General features: G+C 60.6%; 14 protein-coding genes. 11 read left to right on the forward strand and 3 right to left on the reverse strand.

Features of this window, described 5'->3' with window-relative positions; translation table 11 throughout:
* The first annotated feature begins 146 nt into the window (after positions 1 to 146).
* From ACEN8R_RS03995 to ACEN8R_RS04025, 7 genes are all read left to right on the forward strand, one after another.
* The gene (locus ACEN8R_RS03995; protein ID WP_064619333.1) at positions 147 to 2192 is read left to right on the forward strand and encodes an iron-containing redox enzyme family protein; all 2046 of its coding nucleotides are present in this window, start codon (positions 147 to 149) and stop codon (positions 2190 to 2192) included.
* Positions 2189 to 4030: a carbamoyltransferase family protein gene (locus ACEN8R_RS04000; RefSeq protein ID WP_018925144.1), complete on the forward strand. Its 1842-nt coding sequence runs from the start codon at positions 2189 to 2191 to the stop codon at positions 4028 to 4030. The genes ACEN8R_RS03995 and ACEN8R_RS04000 overlap by 4 nt, the downstream gene beginning before the upstream one ends.
* Positions 4031 to 4171: 141 nt before the next feature.
* Positions 4172 to 5128 (forward strand): TauD/TfdA family dioxygenase, encoded by a 957-nt coding sequence (locus ACEN8R_RS04005; protein WP_018925146.1) that lies wholly within the window; start codon positions 4172 to 4174, stop codon positions 5126 to 5128.
* A 57-nt stretch (positions 5129 to 5185) separates the two neighbouring features.
* Positions 5186 to 6442, forward strand: coding sequence for an ATP-grasp domain-containing protein (locus ACEN8R_RS04010; RefSeq protein WP_111454359.1), 1257 nt, complete (start codon positions 5186 to 5188; stop codon positions 6440 to 6442).
* On the forward strand, positions 6439 to 7635 hold the full coding sequence (locus ACEN8R_RS04015; protein WP_018925148.1) for an ATP-grasp domain-containing protein: 1197 nt from the start codon (positions 6439 to 6441) through the stop codon (positions 7633 to 7635). Before ACEN8R_RS04010 ends, ACEN8R_RS04015 begins: the two co-directional genes overlap by 4 nt.
* Positions 7632 to 8417: an SDR family oxidoreductase gene (locus tag ACEN8R_RS04020; protein ID WP_018925149.1), complete on the forward strand. Its 786-nt coding sequence runs from the start codon at positions 7632 to 7634 to the stop codon at positions 8415 to 8417. The genes ACEN8R_RS04015 and ACEN8R_RS04020 overlap by 4 nt, the downstream gene beginning before the upstream one ends.
* Entirely contained in the window at positions 8414 to 9049 is a 636-nt protein-coding gene (locus ACEN8R_RS04025) for a LysE family translocator (RefSeq protein WP_018925150.1), read from the forward strand. Before ACEN8R_RS04020 ends, ACEN8R_RS04025 begins: the two co-directional genes overlap by 4 nt.
* A gap of 405 nt (positions 9050 to 9454) precedes the next feature.
* On the opposite strand, the gene ACEN8R_RS04030 is transcribed toward ACEN8R_RS04025, so the two are convergent.
* Positions 9455 to 9679 carry a hypothetical protein gene (locus ACEN8R_RS04030; protein WP_007898912.1) on the reverse strand — a complete coding sequence of 75 codons (225 nt, stop codon included), beginning with the start codon at positions 9677 to 9679 and terminating at the stop codon, positions 9455 to 9457.
* A gap of 992 nt (positions 9680 to 10671) precedes the next feature.
* On the opposite strand from ACEN8R_RS04030, the gene ACEN8R_RS04035 reads away from it, so the two are divergent.
* Together ACEN8R_RS04035 and ACEN8R_RS04040 are read left to right on the forward strand one after the other, a co-directional pair.
* On the forward strand, positions 10672 to 10995 hold the full coding sequence (locus ACEN8R_RS04035) for an SEL1-like repeat protein (RefSeq protein WP_081626491.1): 324 nt from the start codon (positions 10672 to 10674) through the stop codon (positions 10993 to 10995).
* Between the two features lie 175 nt (positions 10996 to 11170).
* Positions 11171 to 12535 carry a DNA recombination protein RmuC gene (locus ACEN8R_RS04040; protein ID WP_167331171.1) on the forward strand — a complete coding sequence of 455 codons (1365 nt, stop codon included), beginning with the start codon at positions 11171 to 11173 and terminating at the stop codon, positions 12533 to 12535.
* A gap of 185 nt (positions 12536 to 12720) precedes the next feature.
* Here the strand turns inward: ACEN8R_RS04040 and ACEN8R_RS04045 are convergent, their stop codons facing one another.
* Positions 12721 to 16191: a hybrid sensor histidine kinase/response regulator gene (locus ACEN8R_RS04045; protein ID WP_138866086.1), complete on the reverse strand. Its 3471-nt coding sequence runs from the start codon at positions 16189 to 16191 to the stop codon at positions 12721 to 12723.
* A gap of 172 nt (positions 16192 to 16363) precedes the next feature.
* On the reverse strand, positions 16364 to 16903 hold the full coding sequence (locus ACEN8R_RS04050; RefSeq protein ID WP_086945823.1) for a TetR/AcrR family transcriptional regulator: 540 nt from the start codon (positions 16901 to 16903) through the stop codon (positions 16364 to 16366).
* A gap of 91 nt (positions 16904 to 16994) precedes the next feature.
* Here ACEN8R_RS04050 and ACEN8R_RS04055 point away from each other — a divergent pair, with 91 nt between their 5' ends.
* Both ACEN8R_RS04055 and ACEN8R_RS04060 read left to right on the forward strand, forming a co-directional pair.
* The gene (locus ACEN8R_RS04055) at positions 16995 to 18188 is read left to right on the forward strand and encodes an MFS transporter (RefSeq protein WP_495624581.1); all 1194 of its coding nucleotides are present in this window, start codon (positions 16995 to 16997) and stop codon (positions 18186 to 18188) included.
* Between the two features lie 42 nt (positions 18189 to 18230).
* The gene (locus ACEN8R_RS04060; RefSeq protein WP_007936125.1) at positions 18231 to 18542 is read left to right on the forward strand and encodes a cupin domain-containing protein; all 312 of its coding nucleotides are present in this window, start codon (positions 18231 to 18233) and stop codon (positions 18540 to 18542) included.
* The last annotated feature ends 100 nt before the right edge of the window (positions 18543 to 18642 follow it).

Raw genomic sequence — 18642 nt, forward strand, 5'->3', positions numbered from 1 at the left:
CGCAAAGCACTTGGTTCTTTGTTCAAGAAAAAGAAAAAAGCCAAGAAGAAAAACAATTCCTCCATATATCCAATGCACTGATGAAGACTAATAGGCAAATCTTTTCCAGCTTCCTCGGGGCAGAGACCGGGGGAGAGGCCAGGCGCATGTTCACGCCGGTCAGCCTGCGCACTTGCCTGGGTGAGGTGCATGGGACGGACTTGGTAGACGTCGACTTCACCAGCCCGGCGGCTTTGGCGGGGCTGGCGAGTGTTGCATGCGAGCGGCTTGGGCCGTTGCGCGACGGATTCCGAAGGTTGGCACAGACAATCGAGGGGAACGAAGCGGATGCCCAGGCGTTGCGTGCCAAGGCGGCGTTGGAGTCGGCTCCCTTTCTGATCGGCAGTCAGCACCTGATTCATGGGGTGTGCGGCAGCTGGAATAATGAAGCACGCCATGCCATGGCAGCGCTGAGTATCCATGCGGCGGATGTGGGTGCCGGTCAGCCAGGGGCCAGTCGTATCCAGCGCTACCTGGAATTGCTGCGTCAGCACGCGCTGGCAGATGCTGGCGAAGATCTCTTGCGAGCAGTGGCCGACCCAAGGATCTCGGACGGAGCCTTCAACTTTGCCTCGACCCTGCTCGTATTGGGGCATTTTCCGGAGTCGCTGACGGCCCAGATCCTGGGGATCAACCTTTACCTGCGTCATTGTGGGCTGTTGCCCTCGTTTGAGTTCATCGCCCATAACGAGCCGTCCGCCCGCCAGTTTCTCGATCTGCGTCGCGACCCCGCTGGTAGTGCCGACGATCTTGCCGTGCTCGCCGAAACGGCAGTCCGGGAATTTCTCGTGCAAATGGGCGCTGCCGGAAACGATGGGGTACGCCAAGGCTACCTGTGGGCGCGCCGGCAGGCCGAGGAGATGAACGAAGCGCTGCTCGATGTGCTTGAGCGCTGGCTCGATCCGAGAGAGGCGGCGCGCCACCTGATCAGCCGACGTCGGCTGGATGCTTGTCAATACCATGACAAGACTCAGTTGAATAAGGTGCCGATGAAGCCCTTGCTCGCAGTCGACGACTCCTTGAAGTTTCTCGACCATCTTGCCGCCAGCGCTTACGTGCGGGCGGGCAGGCCGGAATCGAGTCCACTGCTCACCAGCCTGATTTCGCCGCGGGGCAAGATGTTCCGAATCTTCAGTCGCGACGATATTGCCATTCTTCACCGCTGGATCTGCGGCTTGCCTTACTCCGATGCGCCCAGGCAGACCCCGGCTTTCCAGGTATGGAAAGACGACGGCAAACTCGCCGGGGCTCTTCGCGAGGTCGCTGAAACCCAAGCGTTGGTCGCCAGATTCAGCCCGCGACAGGCCTACCCGCGCCTGTTGCGAATAGAGCTCACGCCGTCGGAGGAATCCTATGCCGGTCACTACGTGAAGAGCTGGCTGGCCAGGGCCGCCCGTGGCGTCACCAAGGGGTATTGCTCGTTGCCGGAGCGTTGGGCTCCCGGTGTCCTGCAGCAGTGGTTGCAGGGCCAGCATGAAGCTTCCAACCAGGCACTGGAGCAGGACGAAGAGCTGCCGTCTCGCGATGAGGTGGTCGCCGATATCCTGTCCCTGGCGCCGCTGACAATGATCGACGGGGCCTGGCTGGCCGGGTTCGCCCACCCGGCGGTAGCCTCCACGGCGTACGGCAGCAGACTGTTCGAAACGCTTTTCGATGAGTTGGGCAACGGAATCGAGGCGCAGAACCATCCCGTCATCTACCGCCATCTGCTCAAGGCAGTACATGGCGAGTTGCCGGCCACCGCCGACCCTGGATACGCCAACGCCGCTTGTTTCAACGACGAGAACTTCGAGCTGCCCGTGTTCTGGTTGTCTATCGGGCGATATCCCCAAACCTACTGCCCGGAGATTCTCGGGCTGAACCTGGCGATGGAGCTGTCCGGAGTAGGGGGCGGTTATCGGCGTACCCACAAGGCGTTGGTTGCCTATGGCTATCCGACGATGTTCGTCGATCTGCACAACTCCATCGACAACATCTCCACCGGGCATACGGCATGGGCTGCCGCGAGTCTGGATACCTACCTTTGTGCTTTTTCTCGTAGTGACCGTGATGAACTCTGGGCGCGCGTCCGTAATGGATTCGTCGCGCTCAATCCACCCAGGGAGCAAACAATGCTGGATAAGTTTCGCGAAAAAGTGAGGTCGCTGCTATGACGATTACGCTTGGCATCTCTGCCTTTTATCACGACAGCGCGGCCAGTCTGATAGTGGACGGCAAGATCGTCGCCGCGGCCCAGGAAGAGCGTTTCAGCCGGATACGGCATGACCCGGGTTTTCCACGCAAGGCCATCGAGTACGTCCTGAGGAACGCAGGTAAAAACCTGGCCGATGTCGACCATGTCGCCTATTACGAAGACCCGGCACTGAAGTTCCGTCGGGTACTCTCGACGGCCGCCGTGGCCGGGCTTTCGGCAGCGCGCACCTACGCACCGGTGCTTGGCGAATGGCTATCAACCAAGCGCCGGATGGACCGTGAGGTCGTGCGTCATCTCAGAGCGATGGGAGACCGGGACGGTCGCCGAATCGAAGTGCATGGTCACCACGAGTCCCACGCTGCATCGGCATTTTTCCCCAGTCCTTTCGAGAGCGCCGCGATCCTGTGTATCGACAGTGTCGGCGAGTGGGCGACGACCACCGTCTGGCACGGCAGGCCAGAAGGTATCAAGCTGGTTGCCGAGTTGTCCTTTCCCCATTCGCTGGGCCTGCTCTATTCGGCCTTCACCTATTTCTGCGGCTTCAAGGTGGACTCCGGCGAATACAAACTCATGGGACTTGCGCCATATGGCAAGCCTCATTACGTCGACACGATCCTCTCGCATCTGATCGATGTGAAGCCCGATGGCAGCTTCAGGCTCGACTGGACCAAGTTTGAGTTCATCAAAGGCCAGGTCATGACGGGCGATGCCTTTGAGCAGCTGTTCGGTGGCCCCCGGCGCTTGCCCGAGGCCCCCCTTACCGATCGCGAGTTCGATTTGGCCGCATCGGTGCAGAAAGTCACGGAGATCGTCGTTTCGCGCCTGGCCAAGACCGCCCGTGAGCTCACTGGCGAGACCGCACTGTGCATGGCCGGGGGTGTTGCCCTCAACTGCGTAGCCAACGGCGTGATCTCGCGTGAGCGGATATTCGACCGTCTGTGGGTGCAACCGGCGGCTGGCGATGCGGGTGGCTCGCTGGGCGCCGCGCTGCTGACTGACCGCAAGTATCGCAGGGTAGCGAGCCGCGAACTGCCTGCTGGCGTGCGTGATGGCATGAGCGGAGCATTGCTTGGGCCGGAGTACAGCGAAGAGCAGATCAGGGACGAACTGGAAGCCTGCGGCGCTGTTTTTCACAGGCTTTCGCCGGAAGAGCTCGACCAGCGGGTGAGCACCAGCATCGAGGATGGCGGGGTCATCGGCTGGTTCCAGGGGCGAATGGAGTTCGGTCCGCGATCGCTTGGCAGCCGTTCGATCCTGGGTGATCCGCGCCGCTCGGACACCCAGTCAAACATGAACCTGCGCATCAAGTTCCGCGAGTCCTTCCGCCCCTTCGCTCCCGTGGTGCTTGAGGAAAAAGCGGCAGACTACTTCGACATCGTCGAGGAAAGCCCCTACATGCTGGTGGTCTCGCCCATTGCAACGGGCATTCGCAAGGCGATCCCACAGGAGAGTGCGCGGCTTACCGGGATCGACTTGCTCAAGTTGGTGCGTAGCGAGCTGCCGGCAATCACCCACGTGGACTTCTCGGCAAGGGTGCAGACCGTGGACCGGGAGCGCAACCCGCGGTTCCGGGCGCTGCTTGAACACTTCTATCAGCGTTCAGGGTGTCCTGTATTGGTCAACACCTCGTTCAACGTGCGTGGTGAGCCGATTGTGAACACGCCGTTCGAAGCCTATCGCTGCTTCATGCGTACCAACATGGATGTGCTGGCAATTGGCGACTTCTACCTCGATAAATCGGAGCAGCCTCAGTTCGAGGAGGCGGTCGACTGGCGCGAGACAGTACCGCTGGATTAACTCTTTCATACACTAGGGAAGGTGCACTATGGATTATGTTCTGCTCTACCTGATCCTGCCGTTGGGGATGTTTATCCGACGAACCAAGGCGTTCGCCCATCAGCCGGACCCCAAGGTCACCTCATACCTGAACCGCAAATCATGAGCGTCATGGCCATGGATGTTCAGGAGGCTTCATTGGTACAGGTGGTGGTCGTCAATGATCCCGACCTGACCGGGCTGGAGGGCTGTCGCGTGAGGCTGGCCGAAACGCCGCACTGCGCTGAGAGTGTGGGAGCAGTCGGCGGGGATTGGCTCGGCACAGTGTTGGGCCGGGATATCGTCGAGGCAATTCGCGCATTTCCTGACAGCCCGCACAAAGCGCTGCTCATCAGAGGCATTTCGCTCTCTACGGACGTCGCGACGCCGCGCAATGGTTTCCTGCCCAACGCCGAGTGTGTTCTTGACTTCGATCTGCTGCACTTTGGCATGTTGTGGCTGCTGGGTGTCAGGCCGCATGCAGTCGAGTATGAAAACTTCGGCAAGCTGGTCAGAAACGTCGTTCCGGTTCCGGAGGCCGCGGGCACCACCAGCTCTTGGGGCGCGGATGTGGAGTTTTTCTGGCACACCGACAATCCCAACTGGCCCTTCGCCGATCAAAGCCGAAATGTCGCGACCGCCGTGCCGAACTTCTTGGCCTTTACCGCCGTGCGCAACTTTGAAGGCGCCTCCACCGACATTGTTTGTGTGGATCATGTCCTTTCAAAGCTGCCCGGCTGGGCGATCGCCCAGTTGCAGAAGTCTGCCTACACCTTTGGTGCCCCTGCCTCCAACGAGGGCTTCGATGGCCAGCCGAGGGTGCTGCCGGTGCTGGAGCACGACGAGGGCGGTTATCGCCTGCGCTTTGACGATGGCATCGTGGCCGCCCTCGACCTGGACAGCGAAAAGGCACTTGGGCTCCTGCGCCAGTGCCTGCGCGATGCCCAGGGTATAGAGGTGGTGTTGCAACCAGGCGACTTCTTCATTTTCAAAAATGCCCGCGTGCTGCACCGCCGCAAGGCGTTCCAGCCTCTGCTCAACGGCAAGGCGCGCTGGCTGCGCCGGGTGTACGGCAGTTGAGCCTTTGCTTCAAGAACCATCACACAACAAACATCACAGTAGACAGGGAGTTCATGCATGAATAAGCGTATCGCAGTAGTCGGTGGTCGTCCCTCGCCCATTCACGGTGCCAAGGAGCTGGGCATCGACGTAGTGCTGGTGCATCAGGAGGGTGACTACGAGCAGGAAATCCTCGCCCATTGCGAACAGGTGGTGCATGCCAGGATTGACGACGCCGAGGCCATCATCAAGGTCCTCGAGCCCCTGCACCGCGACCGTCCGTTCGATCGCATCATGACCACTACCGAAGTGGCAGGCGAGTCAACGGGCAAAGTGGTCGATCACTTCGGTCTCACCGGGGTTTCCTATAAGACTGCGCGCCTGCTCAAGGACAAAGTGGCCATGCGCGAGTTGCTGGTCGAGCACAACCTGAGCCCGGTTGCCTATCGCCATGTCACCAGTGCGCAGGATGCCGTCGCGTTCGTCAAAGAGCATGGCAAGTCGGTTCTCAAACCCGCCGAAGGCGTGGCCAGCCTGCATATCCATCCCTGCGATGACGCAGCCTCTGCTTCCAAGGCCTGGCAGGCGCTTCAGGATGCCGACGTCAAGCACATTATCATCGAGGAGTACCTGGAGGGGCCGGTCGTCAGCGTCGACTCCTTCTCGTTCCAGGGGCGCCACCTTCCCATTGGTTACTCCCAGTACCGCATGAACGACAAATACGTTGAGTGGGAAGTCAGCACGCCGAGCACCGAGGCCAGGAAATGGCTGAGCGAGCTGAAGGAAATGACCTGCCGCCTGCTCGACGCGGTAGAACTGGAAGAGGGGCCCTCCCATAGTGAGTTCGTGCTGACCCCCAAGGGGCCTCGTGTACTCGAATCCCATGCTCGCCTGGCGGGCTCGGGTGCCCCTGAACTGGTGCGGCGTGCGTTCGGCCTGGACCTGAACCGCATGTTCCTGACTGTGCCGCTGGGTATCGACACTCTGCCGCAAGTGTCGCCCGAGCCGAAAGCGGGTGCCGCGATCCAGTTCTTCGTACCGACACCTGGCAAGGTCAGAAAGGTCGAGCTCGATCTCAAGCCTGACGTCGATGTGCGCCATACCAAGTCAGGCGAGACTCCACGGGTGTTCTTGCCGTTCCTGTTCGAACTGGGCGCAGCCGAGCGTGCCGTAGTCATCCAGAAGCATGAGGGCGATACGATTCCACCGCTCGACACCGTTGCCGACTGCGTTTCAGGGTATGTCCTGGCAACAGGCACCTCGCGCGAGGATGCCGTGCGTATCGGTGACGAACTGGTAGCGGCGGTCAACTTCATCGTGGATCCCACGGCATGAAATATGTCCTCTGCTTGCACCGTTGGGTCGGTAGCCAAGCGCTATACGACCGATACGAACTGCCGGCAGGAATGCAGATTCGGGCGATCTGTACGCCCGAATCCTGCGCGTCCCTGCCGAGCGAGCGCCTGGCGTCAAGCTCGGTGCTCGTCTCACTGGACGATGCTGAGGCGGTCATGGCTGAGGCCGAGCGTCTGGTCGAGCAACATGGGGTTCCAGCGCTGGTGGTTGCCCTCAATGAGGGCGACCTGCTCAATGCGGCTTCTATCCGTGAGCGATGGCAGGTACCGGGAGATCTTGTCGCGTGGACCGAGCGGTTCCGCGACAAGCTCACCATGCTGGAGGTCGCAGGCCGGCAATCGTCGATCGGCGTGTTGCCTGCTTCGCCTGCCGATTCCCGCGAAGCGGTAGAGCGACTGGCCGCTGAACACGGCTATCCGCTGGTGCTCAAGCCGCGCTACGGCACGGCGAGTCGCGGCGTAAAGTTTCTTCGCGGCCCAAGTGATCATGATCAGATCGGGCAGGCCACGGAGCCGATGATGGTCCAGGCTTGCTGCGCGGCCCCCATCCTGCACGTTGACGGCTGGTGGGATGGACAACGGATTGTGGTAGTCACGGCGTCGCGTTATGTGAACAGCTGTGCCGATTTCGGTCCGGATAGCCCGCTGGGCAGTATCGAACTCGAGGAGGGCGACGACGAACGGCGGATTGCGGGGCGCGTCGAACAACTGCTGGCGGTCTTCGCGCCTGAGCGAGAAATCGTCTTCCACCTCGAACTGTTCGACCTGGATGACAGATTGCTGTTCCTGGAAATCGGTGCCCGGGTCGGTGGCGCCGAAATCCCGTTCCTCTGGCGAGAGGTGAGGGATATCGACCTGCTGGGGATCGCTTGGGAAATCCAGACCGGGGCGTCTACCCGCTACCGGGACCTTGCGCGCAGCCTTAGCAAGGAGGGCAGGCCATTGCACCGCGAGCGGGGGGCATGGGTGATCGCCCGCCGCAACAGCTCGCCGCGTGAAGGCTTGGGTACCCTGTACTGGGCTCAACCGCAGAACCTGGATCGCTTCGCCAGCGGTGTTTATGAGGGCGCTGGCACGCGCCTTCGGCTGCGCAGCTTCGATCGTCCCGCGCTGGTACGTGACGTGGGGAAGATCTTCGAACAGTTATCCGAAGCATGGGGAGCTCAATCTTGAAAACAGCAGTTGTTACCGGTGCAAGCAGTGGCATTGGCGAGGCATGCGCTCGTACCTTGGCCAGTCGTGGTTGGCGGGTATTCCTTGTGGCGCGCAGGGGGGATCGGCTCGAGCAGATTGCCGGCGAAACCGGCGGACGCGCCATTGTGCTGGATGTGACACAGGCGCGAGAGGAGGACTTGGTGCAGGTTTTCGAGTGCGATCTTCTGGTGAACTGTGCGGGCGGGGCTATCGGCCTGGATGGGGTAGACGCGGCCAGTGCCGAGGACTGGACGAACATGTTCAACAGTAACGTCCTTGGGACTTTGCGGATGACCCAACTGCTATTGCCTCGGCTCATCGCGTCCCAAGGGTGCATCATCAATATCACCTCAACGGCTGCGCTAGCCGGATATGAGGGGGGAGGCGGCTATTGCGCGGCCAAGAGTGCCCAGCGCGCACTGACCCATTCCTTGCGACTGGAGATGAAGGGTATACCGGTGCGCATCACCGAAGTGCTCCCCGGCATGGTGCATACGCCAGAGTTTTCCTTGAATCGTTTTCGCGGCGACGCCGAACGGGTCAGTGCCCTCTACAAGGATGTCGACCGGCCTTTGAGCGCGGACGATGTCGCCCAGGTTGTGGCTTGGGTTGCCGATCAGCCTGCACATGTTAATGTCGATGAAATCGTGGTTCGGCCAGTGGCACAGCGTGCTCAGCATGCGCTGTTCCGCGGCAGCCTCGGCTGGTTCGAGCCGCAGCGGGCCGATACATCCCCTTTGAACGATGGAGCACGCCAATGATGGCGCTGGAAAGCCTGGCCGGTGTGGCCATCATCTCATTGGGCATGGTGCTGACACCGGGTCCCAACATGGTCTACCTGACCTCGCGGGCGATTTCCCAGGGGCGGCTGGCCGGGATGATTTCGCTGGCGGGTGTGGCGCTAGGCTTCGTGTGCTACTTGTTGGCGGCGGGACTGGGACTGGCCGCTTTGTTCAAGGCAGTGCCAGTCGCCTACGATGTCGTCAGGATCGCAGGCGCATTTTATCTGGGCTATCTGGCTTGGAACATGCTGAAGCCCAGGGGGAGTTCCCCCTTCGAGGCGCGGGAGCTGCCACCTCACTCGCGGAGACGGCTGTTCACCATGGGGCTTGTGACGAACCTGCTGAATCCGAAGATTGCGCTGATGTATTCCGCGCTGATCCCGCAGTTCATCGACCCTTCCGCAGGATCTACCTTCCAGCAATTCATCCAGATGGGGCTGGTACAGATCACCATTGCCGTCACCGTGAACGGCATGATCGTTCTCGCCGCCTCCCGGGTCAGTGGATTCCTGGCCAAGCGACCTTCTGCCATGCGCACCCAACGCTGGGTGTCCGGGACTGTCCTGGGCGTCTTCGCGGTCGATATCCTGCTGCGCAAACCGCTCACCTGATAGGGAGCGAGTGTTTCGCCTGACCGTAATGCTGTTCACTTGAGTATTTGAGCCTCAGACGGACTTCCTCGAAAATCCGATGCCAGACCTCTGGCATCGGATTTTTATGGTGCGCCCAGCATGGGCGTAATCTTGTGCGTAGATCCGGCGGTTGTGCGGGGACATTGTCGTGCAACTGATCGTGATGGCCGCGGACAACCCGATTTCAGGTGCAGGCGGATGATTGGCAGGGTTAAGAACCGGTATCGGAGGGGTGTTTCTGAATCACCGTCCAAGGCCTTCAAGGCCAGGGACGGTGAAAATATCAAAGCCCCGGTTTCCAGTGGACCGTAAGGCTGCTCCGCTTAAGTGAGCAGCATTACGCTTTTCAGCAGGGCTTTTGAGGTTTTCAGCCTTTCTGGCGTCTCAGGCAACCAGTGCCTGGCGAGTACGCTCGATCACAGCCTGCAGCGGTTCGGCGCTGGAGTATTGATCGGGGTACAGGCGTTCGCTGTGACGAGCGATGCCGTGTTCGTTGACCAGAGTGAAGCTGAAGCAGCCTTTGCGAGCGGCCATGATCAGGCAGTTCATTGGAGCAAAAGCGTTGGTTAGGGTGCGAATGGCATCCTGAGTGTGGATTTGAGTAGACATAATCGGGTGTTCCTACAAGCGACACGGATAAGAACCGTGCAAAATTAAAACGTTCCAGTGACGACGACCACCATTGGTCGAACGAAGAACCCGACTGGAACAAAGCAGCCAGTTTGAAGCGCTGATAAGTTGGCGCGCTTGGGCTGGCAGGTAGGTACTTAGGAGGGCAGGCAACACATCAGGGGCAAAGGTTCTGGGCCCGGGGTGAAGATCCTGATCAATTTGCAGGTTGGTTCGGTCAGAGTAAGTGAACTTCGCAACACCCTTTGCTTTCGATTCAAAGGCTGTGTTGACGCAAGATTTACCTGGAAACCATCGAGGTGGTCGATCCCGCTTTGTCGGTGAAGGCTTCTCTCAGGGAAGGCTGACCGGGGGGATTTGTTCGACCAGAATTGACTTTCAGCTTGGTACTAACGCCGCGGATACTAACGGATTGAATGGCCGAAGGGAAGCCTGCTCGCAAAAAAACACTGAAGTGCCGGCCGACCACATCCGCAAGTGCTGTCGGAAAATGTCATCGGCCGACACGTGCCCCGCAATTGCCCAAAAAACGGCCGTTGATCCGAGAGGGCGATCGAGCCAGGATCAATCTGCGGCGCGGGTTGCCGGGTTTATCCCCAGGCGTCACCGTAAAAACGCGCCGAAAAAGCGCACCGATATAACCGCCTCGCAGGTACTTGTGCACATTAGTTGCACGCACTGTCATCCCACTGTCATCCTCGCTTCACCGAGGGTGGGTGCCTGTAACGAAAATTTAAGTCAATGAAAAACATCGCTTTTTTTTACTGGTGAAAAAATCGTCAGTTTGACTGCGAGCCCCATTCCACACGGCTTTGCGCGACTTCAAGGGCGGTTGTCCACTGAGTTATCCACAGCTTCTGTGGATTGTCCCGAGCGCTTGCTCTAGGACGGGCGTGCAGGCTTTTCTCGACTTTACCTGTGCGAAAAAAAGAGTAGAGTGGCGCGCCTTCCGATCTGCCCCACAGTGCTTTATGAAGTTTCGCTCAGTACCAGTCTCTCCTGCCTCAGCACCCTCCAGCATTAACCCACCCAAGCGCTTTTCGATGCGTGTGGCCGAGTGGCTACTGGACAGCCCGCGCCTGGGCGAAAACCCCAACGTCAAACACTTCGCCGGACGTTTACTCAAGCAACCTGCCCGTGAAGGCGTAGTGGCCGCGCAAAGCCGCCTCGGCCAATTGATGTGCCGCGAATGCGGGAATGCCCGGGATCGCCGTATTGGCCAGAACCTGCTGCGCCAGGCTGCGCGCGCAGGGGACCGACGCGCCCAGCAGGAACTCGGCCTGATCGAAGACTGAGCTGTCCAAGACCTGACGCCTTGGTTAACCTTCACGCTTTATCTAATCGGCAGGAGTGGCTATGGCGATGGACTTGACCAGCGCATTGCTGGGGCTGGCGGGCGCTGCACTGCCATTGCTGGTACTGGCTTGGCAACTTCAGCGTCGGGCGAGTACGGGGCAGGCCGAACTGGCATTGCTGGAAGAGCGCCTGGCCATGGCCCAGCTGACGCAGGATGGCTTGAACGCCCAGCTCGACACCTGCCGTGATGAAGTCGCTGACCTGAGCCAGGCCAACGCCGCCAAACAAGCCGATCTGGCCGCCCTGCGCCGTGAAGTCGAATTGCTGCAGATCGAACGCGACGATGCCCGCGACGCAGCCCACGCCTGGAACATCGAACGTGCCGGCAAAGAAGCTGAGTTGCGTCGCCTGGACGCTCATGCTGCTTCCCTCAACGCCGAGTTGCGTGAGCAGCAGGAAAGCCATCAGCAGCGCCTCAACGACCTGCAAGGCTCGCGAGACGAGCTGCGAGCGCAATTCGCCGAGCTGGCGGGCAAGATCTTCGACGAGCGCGAACAGCGTTTTGCCGAAACCAGTCAGCAGCGTCTGGGGCAATTGCTCGATCCGTTGAAGGAGCGCATCCAGTCATTCGAAAAACGCGTCGAAGAAAGTTATCAGGCCGAAGCCCGCGAGCGCTTTTCCCTGGCCAAGGAACTGGAGCGTCTGCAACAACTGAACCTGCGCCTGAGCGACGAAGCCACCAACCTCACCCGCGCCTTGAAAGGGCAGAAAACCCAAGGCAACTGGGGTGAACTGATTCTTGAGCGGGTGCTTGAACACGCGGGCCTGGAGAAGGGGCGCGAGTACCAGACCCAGGTCAATCTGAAGGGGCCGGACGGTGAGCGATTCCAGCCGGACGTGATTATTTACCTGCCTGGCGACAAGCAGGTCGTGGTCGATTCCAAGGTCAGCCTCACGGCTTATCAGCAATATGTGGCCGCCGAAGACGACGGCATCGGCCAGATCGCCATCAAGCAGCACGTGCTGTCCCTGCGCAATCATGTGAAAGGCCTGGCCGGCAAGGACTACAAGCGGCTCGACGGGTTGCACAGCCTGGATTTCGTCCTGCTTTTCGTCCCGATCGAAGCGGCGTTTTCCGCGGCGTTACAGGCTGAGCCGACGTTGTTTCAGGAGGCCTTCGACCGCAACATCGTGATCGTCAGCCCGACCACGTTGCTGGCCACTTTGCGGGTCATCGACAGCCTGTGGAAGCAGGAGCGCCAGAGCCAGAACGCTCGGGAAATCGCCGAGCGCGCCGGGTGGCTGTACGACAAGTTCGTGTTGTTCATTCAGGATCTGGATGAGGTCGGCAATCGCTTGCAGCAGCTGGACAAAGCCTACAGCTCTGCCCGCAATAAGCTGACAGAAGGCCGCGGCAACCTGGTCAGTCGCAGCGAACAGCTCAAATTGCTTGGCGCGCGGGCCAGCAAGAGCTTGCCGGCGGACCTGCTGGAGCGGGCCATGACGGATGTCGATGGCTTGGCCGAATTGCCCGAATAAGCCATCTTTTACGATGGCATCTGTGGCGAGGGGGCTTGCTGTGGCGAGGAAGCTTGCTCCCGTTGGGCTGCGCAGCAGCCCCCGTTTCCCGTAAAGCAATCCGCGTTGCGTGTTTTGCGACTGCTGCGCAGTCTAGCGGGAGCAAGCTCCCTCGCCACAGGTTCTGGGCTAGCCAGACGCATTTATTACAACGGCAAATGCCGACTCAACAATGCCCGCAACGCCGCCGGCTTCACCGGTTTGGCCAGGTAATCCAGGCCCGCTGCATGCACCTGGGCCACGGTCTCCGGCCGTCCGTCGGCGCTGATCACCACCCCCGGCACCGGCTCGCCCAATTGCGTGCGCAACCACGCCATCAAGTCGGTTCCGGTCTCGCCATCGTCCAGGTGGTAATCCACCAGCGCCAACTGCGGGCGCATCCCGTCGTTGAGCAGCGTCGCGCATTCATCACGGTTGCGCGCGGTCCAGACCTGGCAACCCCAGCGCGTGAGCAGGCTGTTCATGCCGATCAGGATGCTGTCCTCGTTATCGATGCACAGCACCTGTGCGCCGCCGAGCAAATGGCCATTGAGTTCGGCAACCTTGGCCGGCACCGCGGCTTGTGCCCGAGCCAACGGCACGCTGACACTGAATACACTGCCGCGCCCCGGCCAGGAGCGTACGCGCAAAGTGTGACCGAGCACGCGGCACAGTCCATCGGCAATCGCCAGCCCCAGGCCCAGGCCTTTCTCGGCCCGGGTCTGGTGGCTGTCGAGGCGTTTGAACTCTTCGAAAATCACCTGTTGTTTGTCTTTCGGAATACCCGGTCCACGGTCCCAGACCTCCAGGCACAGCTCGCCGTTGCGCCGCCGAACGCCGAGCAGCACGGGGCCTCTGGCGTAGCGGAAGGCATTGGTCAGGAAGTTCTGCAAGATCCGTCGCAGCAGTTTGATGTCACTGTCGACCCGTAGCGTGCTGCCCCGGACGCGGAATTTCAGCCCCTGTTCCTGAGCAAGTGCCTTGAACTCGGCTCCCAGCGTGTCAAACAACTCATTGAGCACGAAGGGCCTGCGATCAGGGTTGATCTTGCCGCTTTCCAGACGGGAAATATCCAGCAGATCACTGATCAGGTCTTCGGCCGAACGCAGTGAGCTGTCCAGGTGATGAACCAGCTTCTGCGCTTCGCTGGACAAACCCTCTTCCTGATGGGAGAGGGCGGCGGAGAACAGCCGCGCGGCGTTCAGCGGTTGCATCAAGTCATGGCTGACGGCGGCCAGGAAACGGGTTTTCGACTGGTTGGCCGATTCGGCGGTGCCCTTGGCTTCGGTCAGGGCAAGGTTGAGTTGCGACAGTTCGTGGGTCCGTTCGGCGACCCGCCGCTCAAGGCCTTCATTGGCTTCGGTCAGCGCCTGCTCGGCTTCGCGGAACGCGGTAATGTCGGTGAAACTCATGACGAAACCGCCGCCGGGCATCGGGTTGCCGATCAGTTCGATCACTCGGCCGTTGGGGAACAGTCGCTCGGAGGTATGGGCGCGGCCCTGACGCATCCAGTGCAAGCGACGGGCGACATGCACTTCCGCTTCGCCGGGGCCACACAGGCCGCGTTCCGCGTTGTAGCGAATGATGTCGGCAATCGGTCGGCCGACGCTGATCAAACCGTCGGGGTAGTTGAACAGCTCCAGGTAGCGCCGGTTCCAGGCCACCAGTTTCAGCGACTGGTCGATCACGCTGATGCCCTGGGTGATGTTCTCGATGGCGCCTTGCAGCAGGGCGCGGTTGAATTGCAGCACTTCCGAGGTTTCGTCGGCGATCCGTACGACGTCCTCCAGTTGCATTTCCCGACCTTCGATGGCGGCTTTTACCACCGCCCGAGTCGAAGAGGCGCCGAGTACACCGGCCAGCAAGCGTTCGGTATGGGCGATCCATTCGCCGTCGGCGTTCTGGTTCGGGTTGAAGCCTTTGCCCTGGCGGTAGGCGAAACGGATGAAGCTCTGACGGGCCCGTTCTTCGCCGACAAACCGGGCAGCCAGTTGCAGCAAATCGTCGATCTGTACCGCCAGCATCGAGCGGGCGCTGGGGCGGGGGCTGATTTCCTGGCCGATGAAACGACCGGCCTGCCAGTGCTCCGAAACCCGTGTGCGTGACAGCACCGAGACCCAGGCGAACAAGGTGAAGTTACCCGCCAGGGACAACACCACGCCCTGAGTCAGCGGCGTGATCGGCAGGTTCAGCGGATTGCTTTGCAGCCAGGCCAGGCCCGGAAAACTGCTCAAGGGCAAGCCGAGGCTGTTGGCGGCAACCGGCAACACCAGGGTGTAGAACCAGAGGAATGTCCCGGTGGCCAGACCGGCGAACACGCCACGGCGGTTAGCCTGTTTCCAGTACAGCGCGCCGAGCATGGCCGGGGCCAGTTGGGTCACGGCGGCGAAGGCAATCTGGCCGATGGTCGCCAGGCTCGCGGTCGAGCCCAGCAGGCGATAGCTGACGTAGGCCAGCAGCAGAATGACCACAATGCTCACCCGGCGCACCGAAAGCATCCACTGGCGGAACACTTCGAATGGCCGTTCGGCGTTGTTGCGCCGCAGCAACCATGGCAGCAGCATGTCGTTGGAGAGCATGGTCGACAGCGCCACGCTGGCGACAATCACCATGCCGGTCGCCGCCGAAGCGCCGCCGATAAACGCCAGCATTGCCAGGGCAGGGTGAGATTGGGCCAGAGGCAGGCTGATAACGAATGAGTCCGGCAGCACCGAACTGGGTAGCAACATCTGACCGGCCAGTGCAATCGGCACCACAAAAAGCGCGGCCAGCGCCAGATACGTCGGGAACACCCACTTGGCCAGGCGTAAATCCTGGGGGTCGATGTTTTCCACCACGGTCACGTGGAACTGCCGGGGCAGGCAGATGATCGCCATCATCGCCACACCGGTCTGCACCACCATGGACGGCCAGTTGATGGTTTCCTTCCAGTACTCTTCCAGGCGCGGTGCGAGCATGGCCTGGTCGAACAGGTCGTCGAAACCGTCGTACAGGCCGTAGGTCACGAACGCGCCGACCGCGAGAAAAGCGAACAGCTTGACCAGCGATTCAAAGGCAATCGCCAGCACCATGCCGCGGTGGTGTTCCGTGGCGTCGAGGTTGCGGGTACCGAAAACGATGGTGAACAGCGCCAGTACCAGGGAGACGATCAGCGCCGTGTCCTGCGCGCGCGTGCCCATGGCGTCGGCGCCGGCGCCGATCAACAGGTTTACACCCAGCACGATGCCCTTGAGTTGCAAGGCAATGTAGGGCAGCACGCCGACCAGGCAGATCAGCGCGACGACTACCGCCAGGGACTGGGATTTACCGTAACGGGCGGCGATGAAGTCGGCGATGGAGGTGATGTTCTCCTGCTTGCTGATCATCACCATTTTTTGCAGGACCCACGGCGCGCACACCAGCAGCAGGATCGGCCCGAGGTAGATCGGCAGGAAGGACCAGAGTTGTTCGGCTGCCTGGCCCACGGCGCCAAAGAACGTCCAGCTGGTGCAATAAACCGCCAGCGACAGGCTGTACACCCAGGCACGCACCCGTGGCGGCAGCGGCGTGCTGCGACGGTCGCCGTAAAAGGCGATGGCGAACAGGATGGCCATATAGGCCAGGGCGACAATGGCGATCAGCCCGGTGGACAGCGACATGGGAACTCCAGACAAAGGACATCCGGGACTGCGCCCGATCCAGACAGTCTCGCATGACCGCCTGAGTTAGTCAGTGTCGACCAAGGTCGTGGCGTGGCGGGGTGTCGCAGGTTGTGTATCCGTCAGATCCTGGTCGTCATTGCGGGAGCGAGGCTTGCCTGCGAAGGCGGCGTTACTGACTCAACGCAATATCGATCAGCCGATGCAACTCTTCAACCTCCAGCGCCTGCGCCGCAAACAGGATGCGAAACACCGTCGGTGCCACCACCATATTGATCAACCGGTCGACACTTGGCCGTGATTGATCGGGATAACGATCCAGAATCGTCTGCAACTGCCCGCCAATGATCGTCACGCAATAGCCCGGCGTGGCACTGGATTGCACGTCGCGCATCATGTTGCGCCCGGGTTCGGAACTCATTTCGTCCAGATACTGCTCCGCCCAGGCCCGCACGTCCCCGCGCAAGCTGCCGGTATTGGCCGGCTCACTGTCGGGGCGCATGCGGGCGAGGGCGACATCGGCCAGCAGTGCTGACAAATCACCCCAGCGCCGGTAAATAGTCGACGGCGTCACTCCGGCCCGTGCAGCAATCTGCGGCACAGTCACGCAGGCGCGGTCCTGCTCTTCAAGGAGCGCGCGGACGGCCGAATGAATCGACTCTTGAACCCTGGCACTTCTGCCACCGGGACGTAAACCTTCTTTAATAGCCATGCAATGGACCTTAACACAAAGAATTTGCTTTAAGAGAAGGCCAGTAGCACACTCCGCAAAAGCAAAAAATTAGCTTTTGCGGAGTGTGCTCATGTCTCTTCCAGCGACAAATCGTTCCAGCCTGTGGTTTCTGGCGATCACCTTACTCAGTTTTCTCGCCGCTTCCACTGCGCCGACCCCGTTGTATCACCTCTATCAAGAGCACCTGCAGTTCTCAGCCGCCACCCTGACCCTGATTTTCGGTGTCTATGCCCTCAGCTTGCTGGCGGCGCTGCTCACGGTCGGTTCGCTGTCGGATTATCTGGGGCGCAAACCGGTGATTTTTACCGCCGTGTTGCTGAATATGCTGGCGATGTTGCTGTTCATCAACGCCGACAGCGTCGCCTGGTTGATCGGTGCGCGAGTACTTCAGGGGTTTGCGACGGGAATGGCCACCGCCGTCTTGAGTGCGGCGTTGCTGGACACCGATCGCCAGCAAGGGTCGATGGTCAACAGTGTTGCGCCGTTGCTGGGCATGGCGCTGGGGGCCATGGGCTGCGGATTATTGGCCGAGTTTGCGCCCCTGCCGTTGCAATTGACCTATTGGGTGTTGTTCGCGCTGTTTGCGATGCAAGCGCTGTACGTCTGGCGCCTGCCGGAAAGCGTCAGTCGACAACCGGGTGCCTGGGCCTCGCTGCGCCCGACCCTGCATGTGCCGATTCAGGCGCGGCGAATGTTGTGGCGGGTGCTGCCGATAGACCTCGCGGTGTGGGCGCTCGGCGGCTTTTTCGCCTCCCTGGCGCCGTCCCTGGTGCGGACAGCCACCGGGTCCACGTCGAACCTGATTGGCGGTGCGACGGTGGCCGTGTTGACGGTGACCGGTGCCTCGATGATCTACACCTTGCGCAATCGGCCGGCCGACAAGGTCTTGCTGCTGGGCGCGAGCTTGCTGCCCGCAGGCGTTGCGCTGATTCTGCTGGCGGTCCACAGCGCCAGCCTGCCATTGTTTTTCTTCGGCACGCTGGTGGCGGGCAGCGGATTCGGTACGGGTTTCCTTGGCGCCTTGCGCAGCATCGTGCCGCTGGCCTTGCCTCATGAGCGGGCCGGGTTGATGTCGGCGTTTTATGTGCTCAGTTATCTGGCGTTCTGCTTGCCGTCGTTGCTGGCCGGTAATCTGACCCGCAGCTTTGGGCTGGTGGCGACCACCGACGGTTACGGCGCGGTACTGATCATCCTGTCGCTCGGTGCGCTGATCGGGTTGCTTCGTGAGCGGTCTGTCAAAGTCTGTGGCGTCGATGTCAGATGACCGTTAGCCTTGGCACCGCCATTCATTTCGACGGACCGACCCATGAAGATCATCCGCAGCAAATCCTTCACCGGTGACCGCGCCTGGGCGGCGCTGGACATCGCCAACATGAACGGTATCACCACCCGTTTGCACTGGACCGATCAGCCGTATAAATGGCACGTCAACGATGGCCAGGAAGTGTTCGTGGTGCTCGACGGTCAGGTGCAGATGCGTTATCGCGAAGCAGGCCTCGAAAAGGAAACCCTGCTGGAGGTCGGCGATATTTTTTATGCCTCGGTGGGCACCGAACATGTGGCTCATCCGCAGGGCGTGGCGAGGATATTGGTGATCGAGACTGAAGGCAGCGTCTGATGCTATATCTGTAAAGCAGATAACAGTTAGAGATATTACCCGTTATATCGATATTCTATTCGGATCTATCATGAGCGCCTCCCTCATTAGAGGACAGGAG

It is taken from the genome of Pseudomonas sp. Pseusp15, from assembly GCF_059492165.1.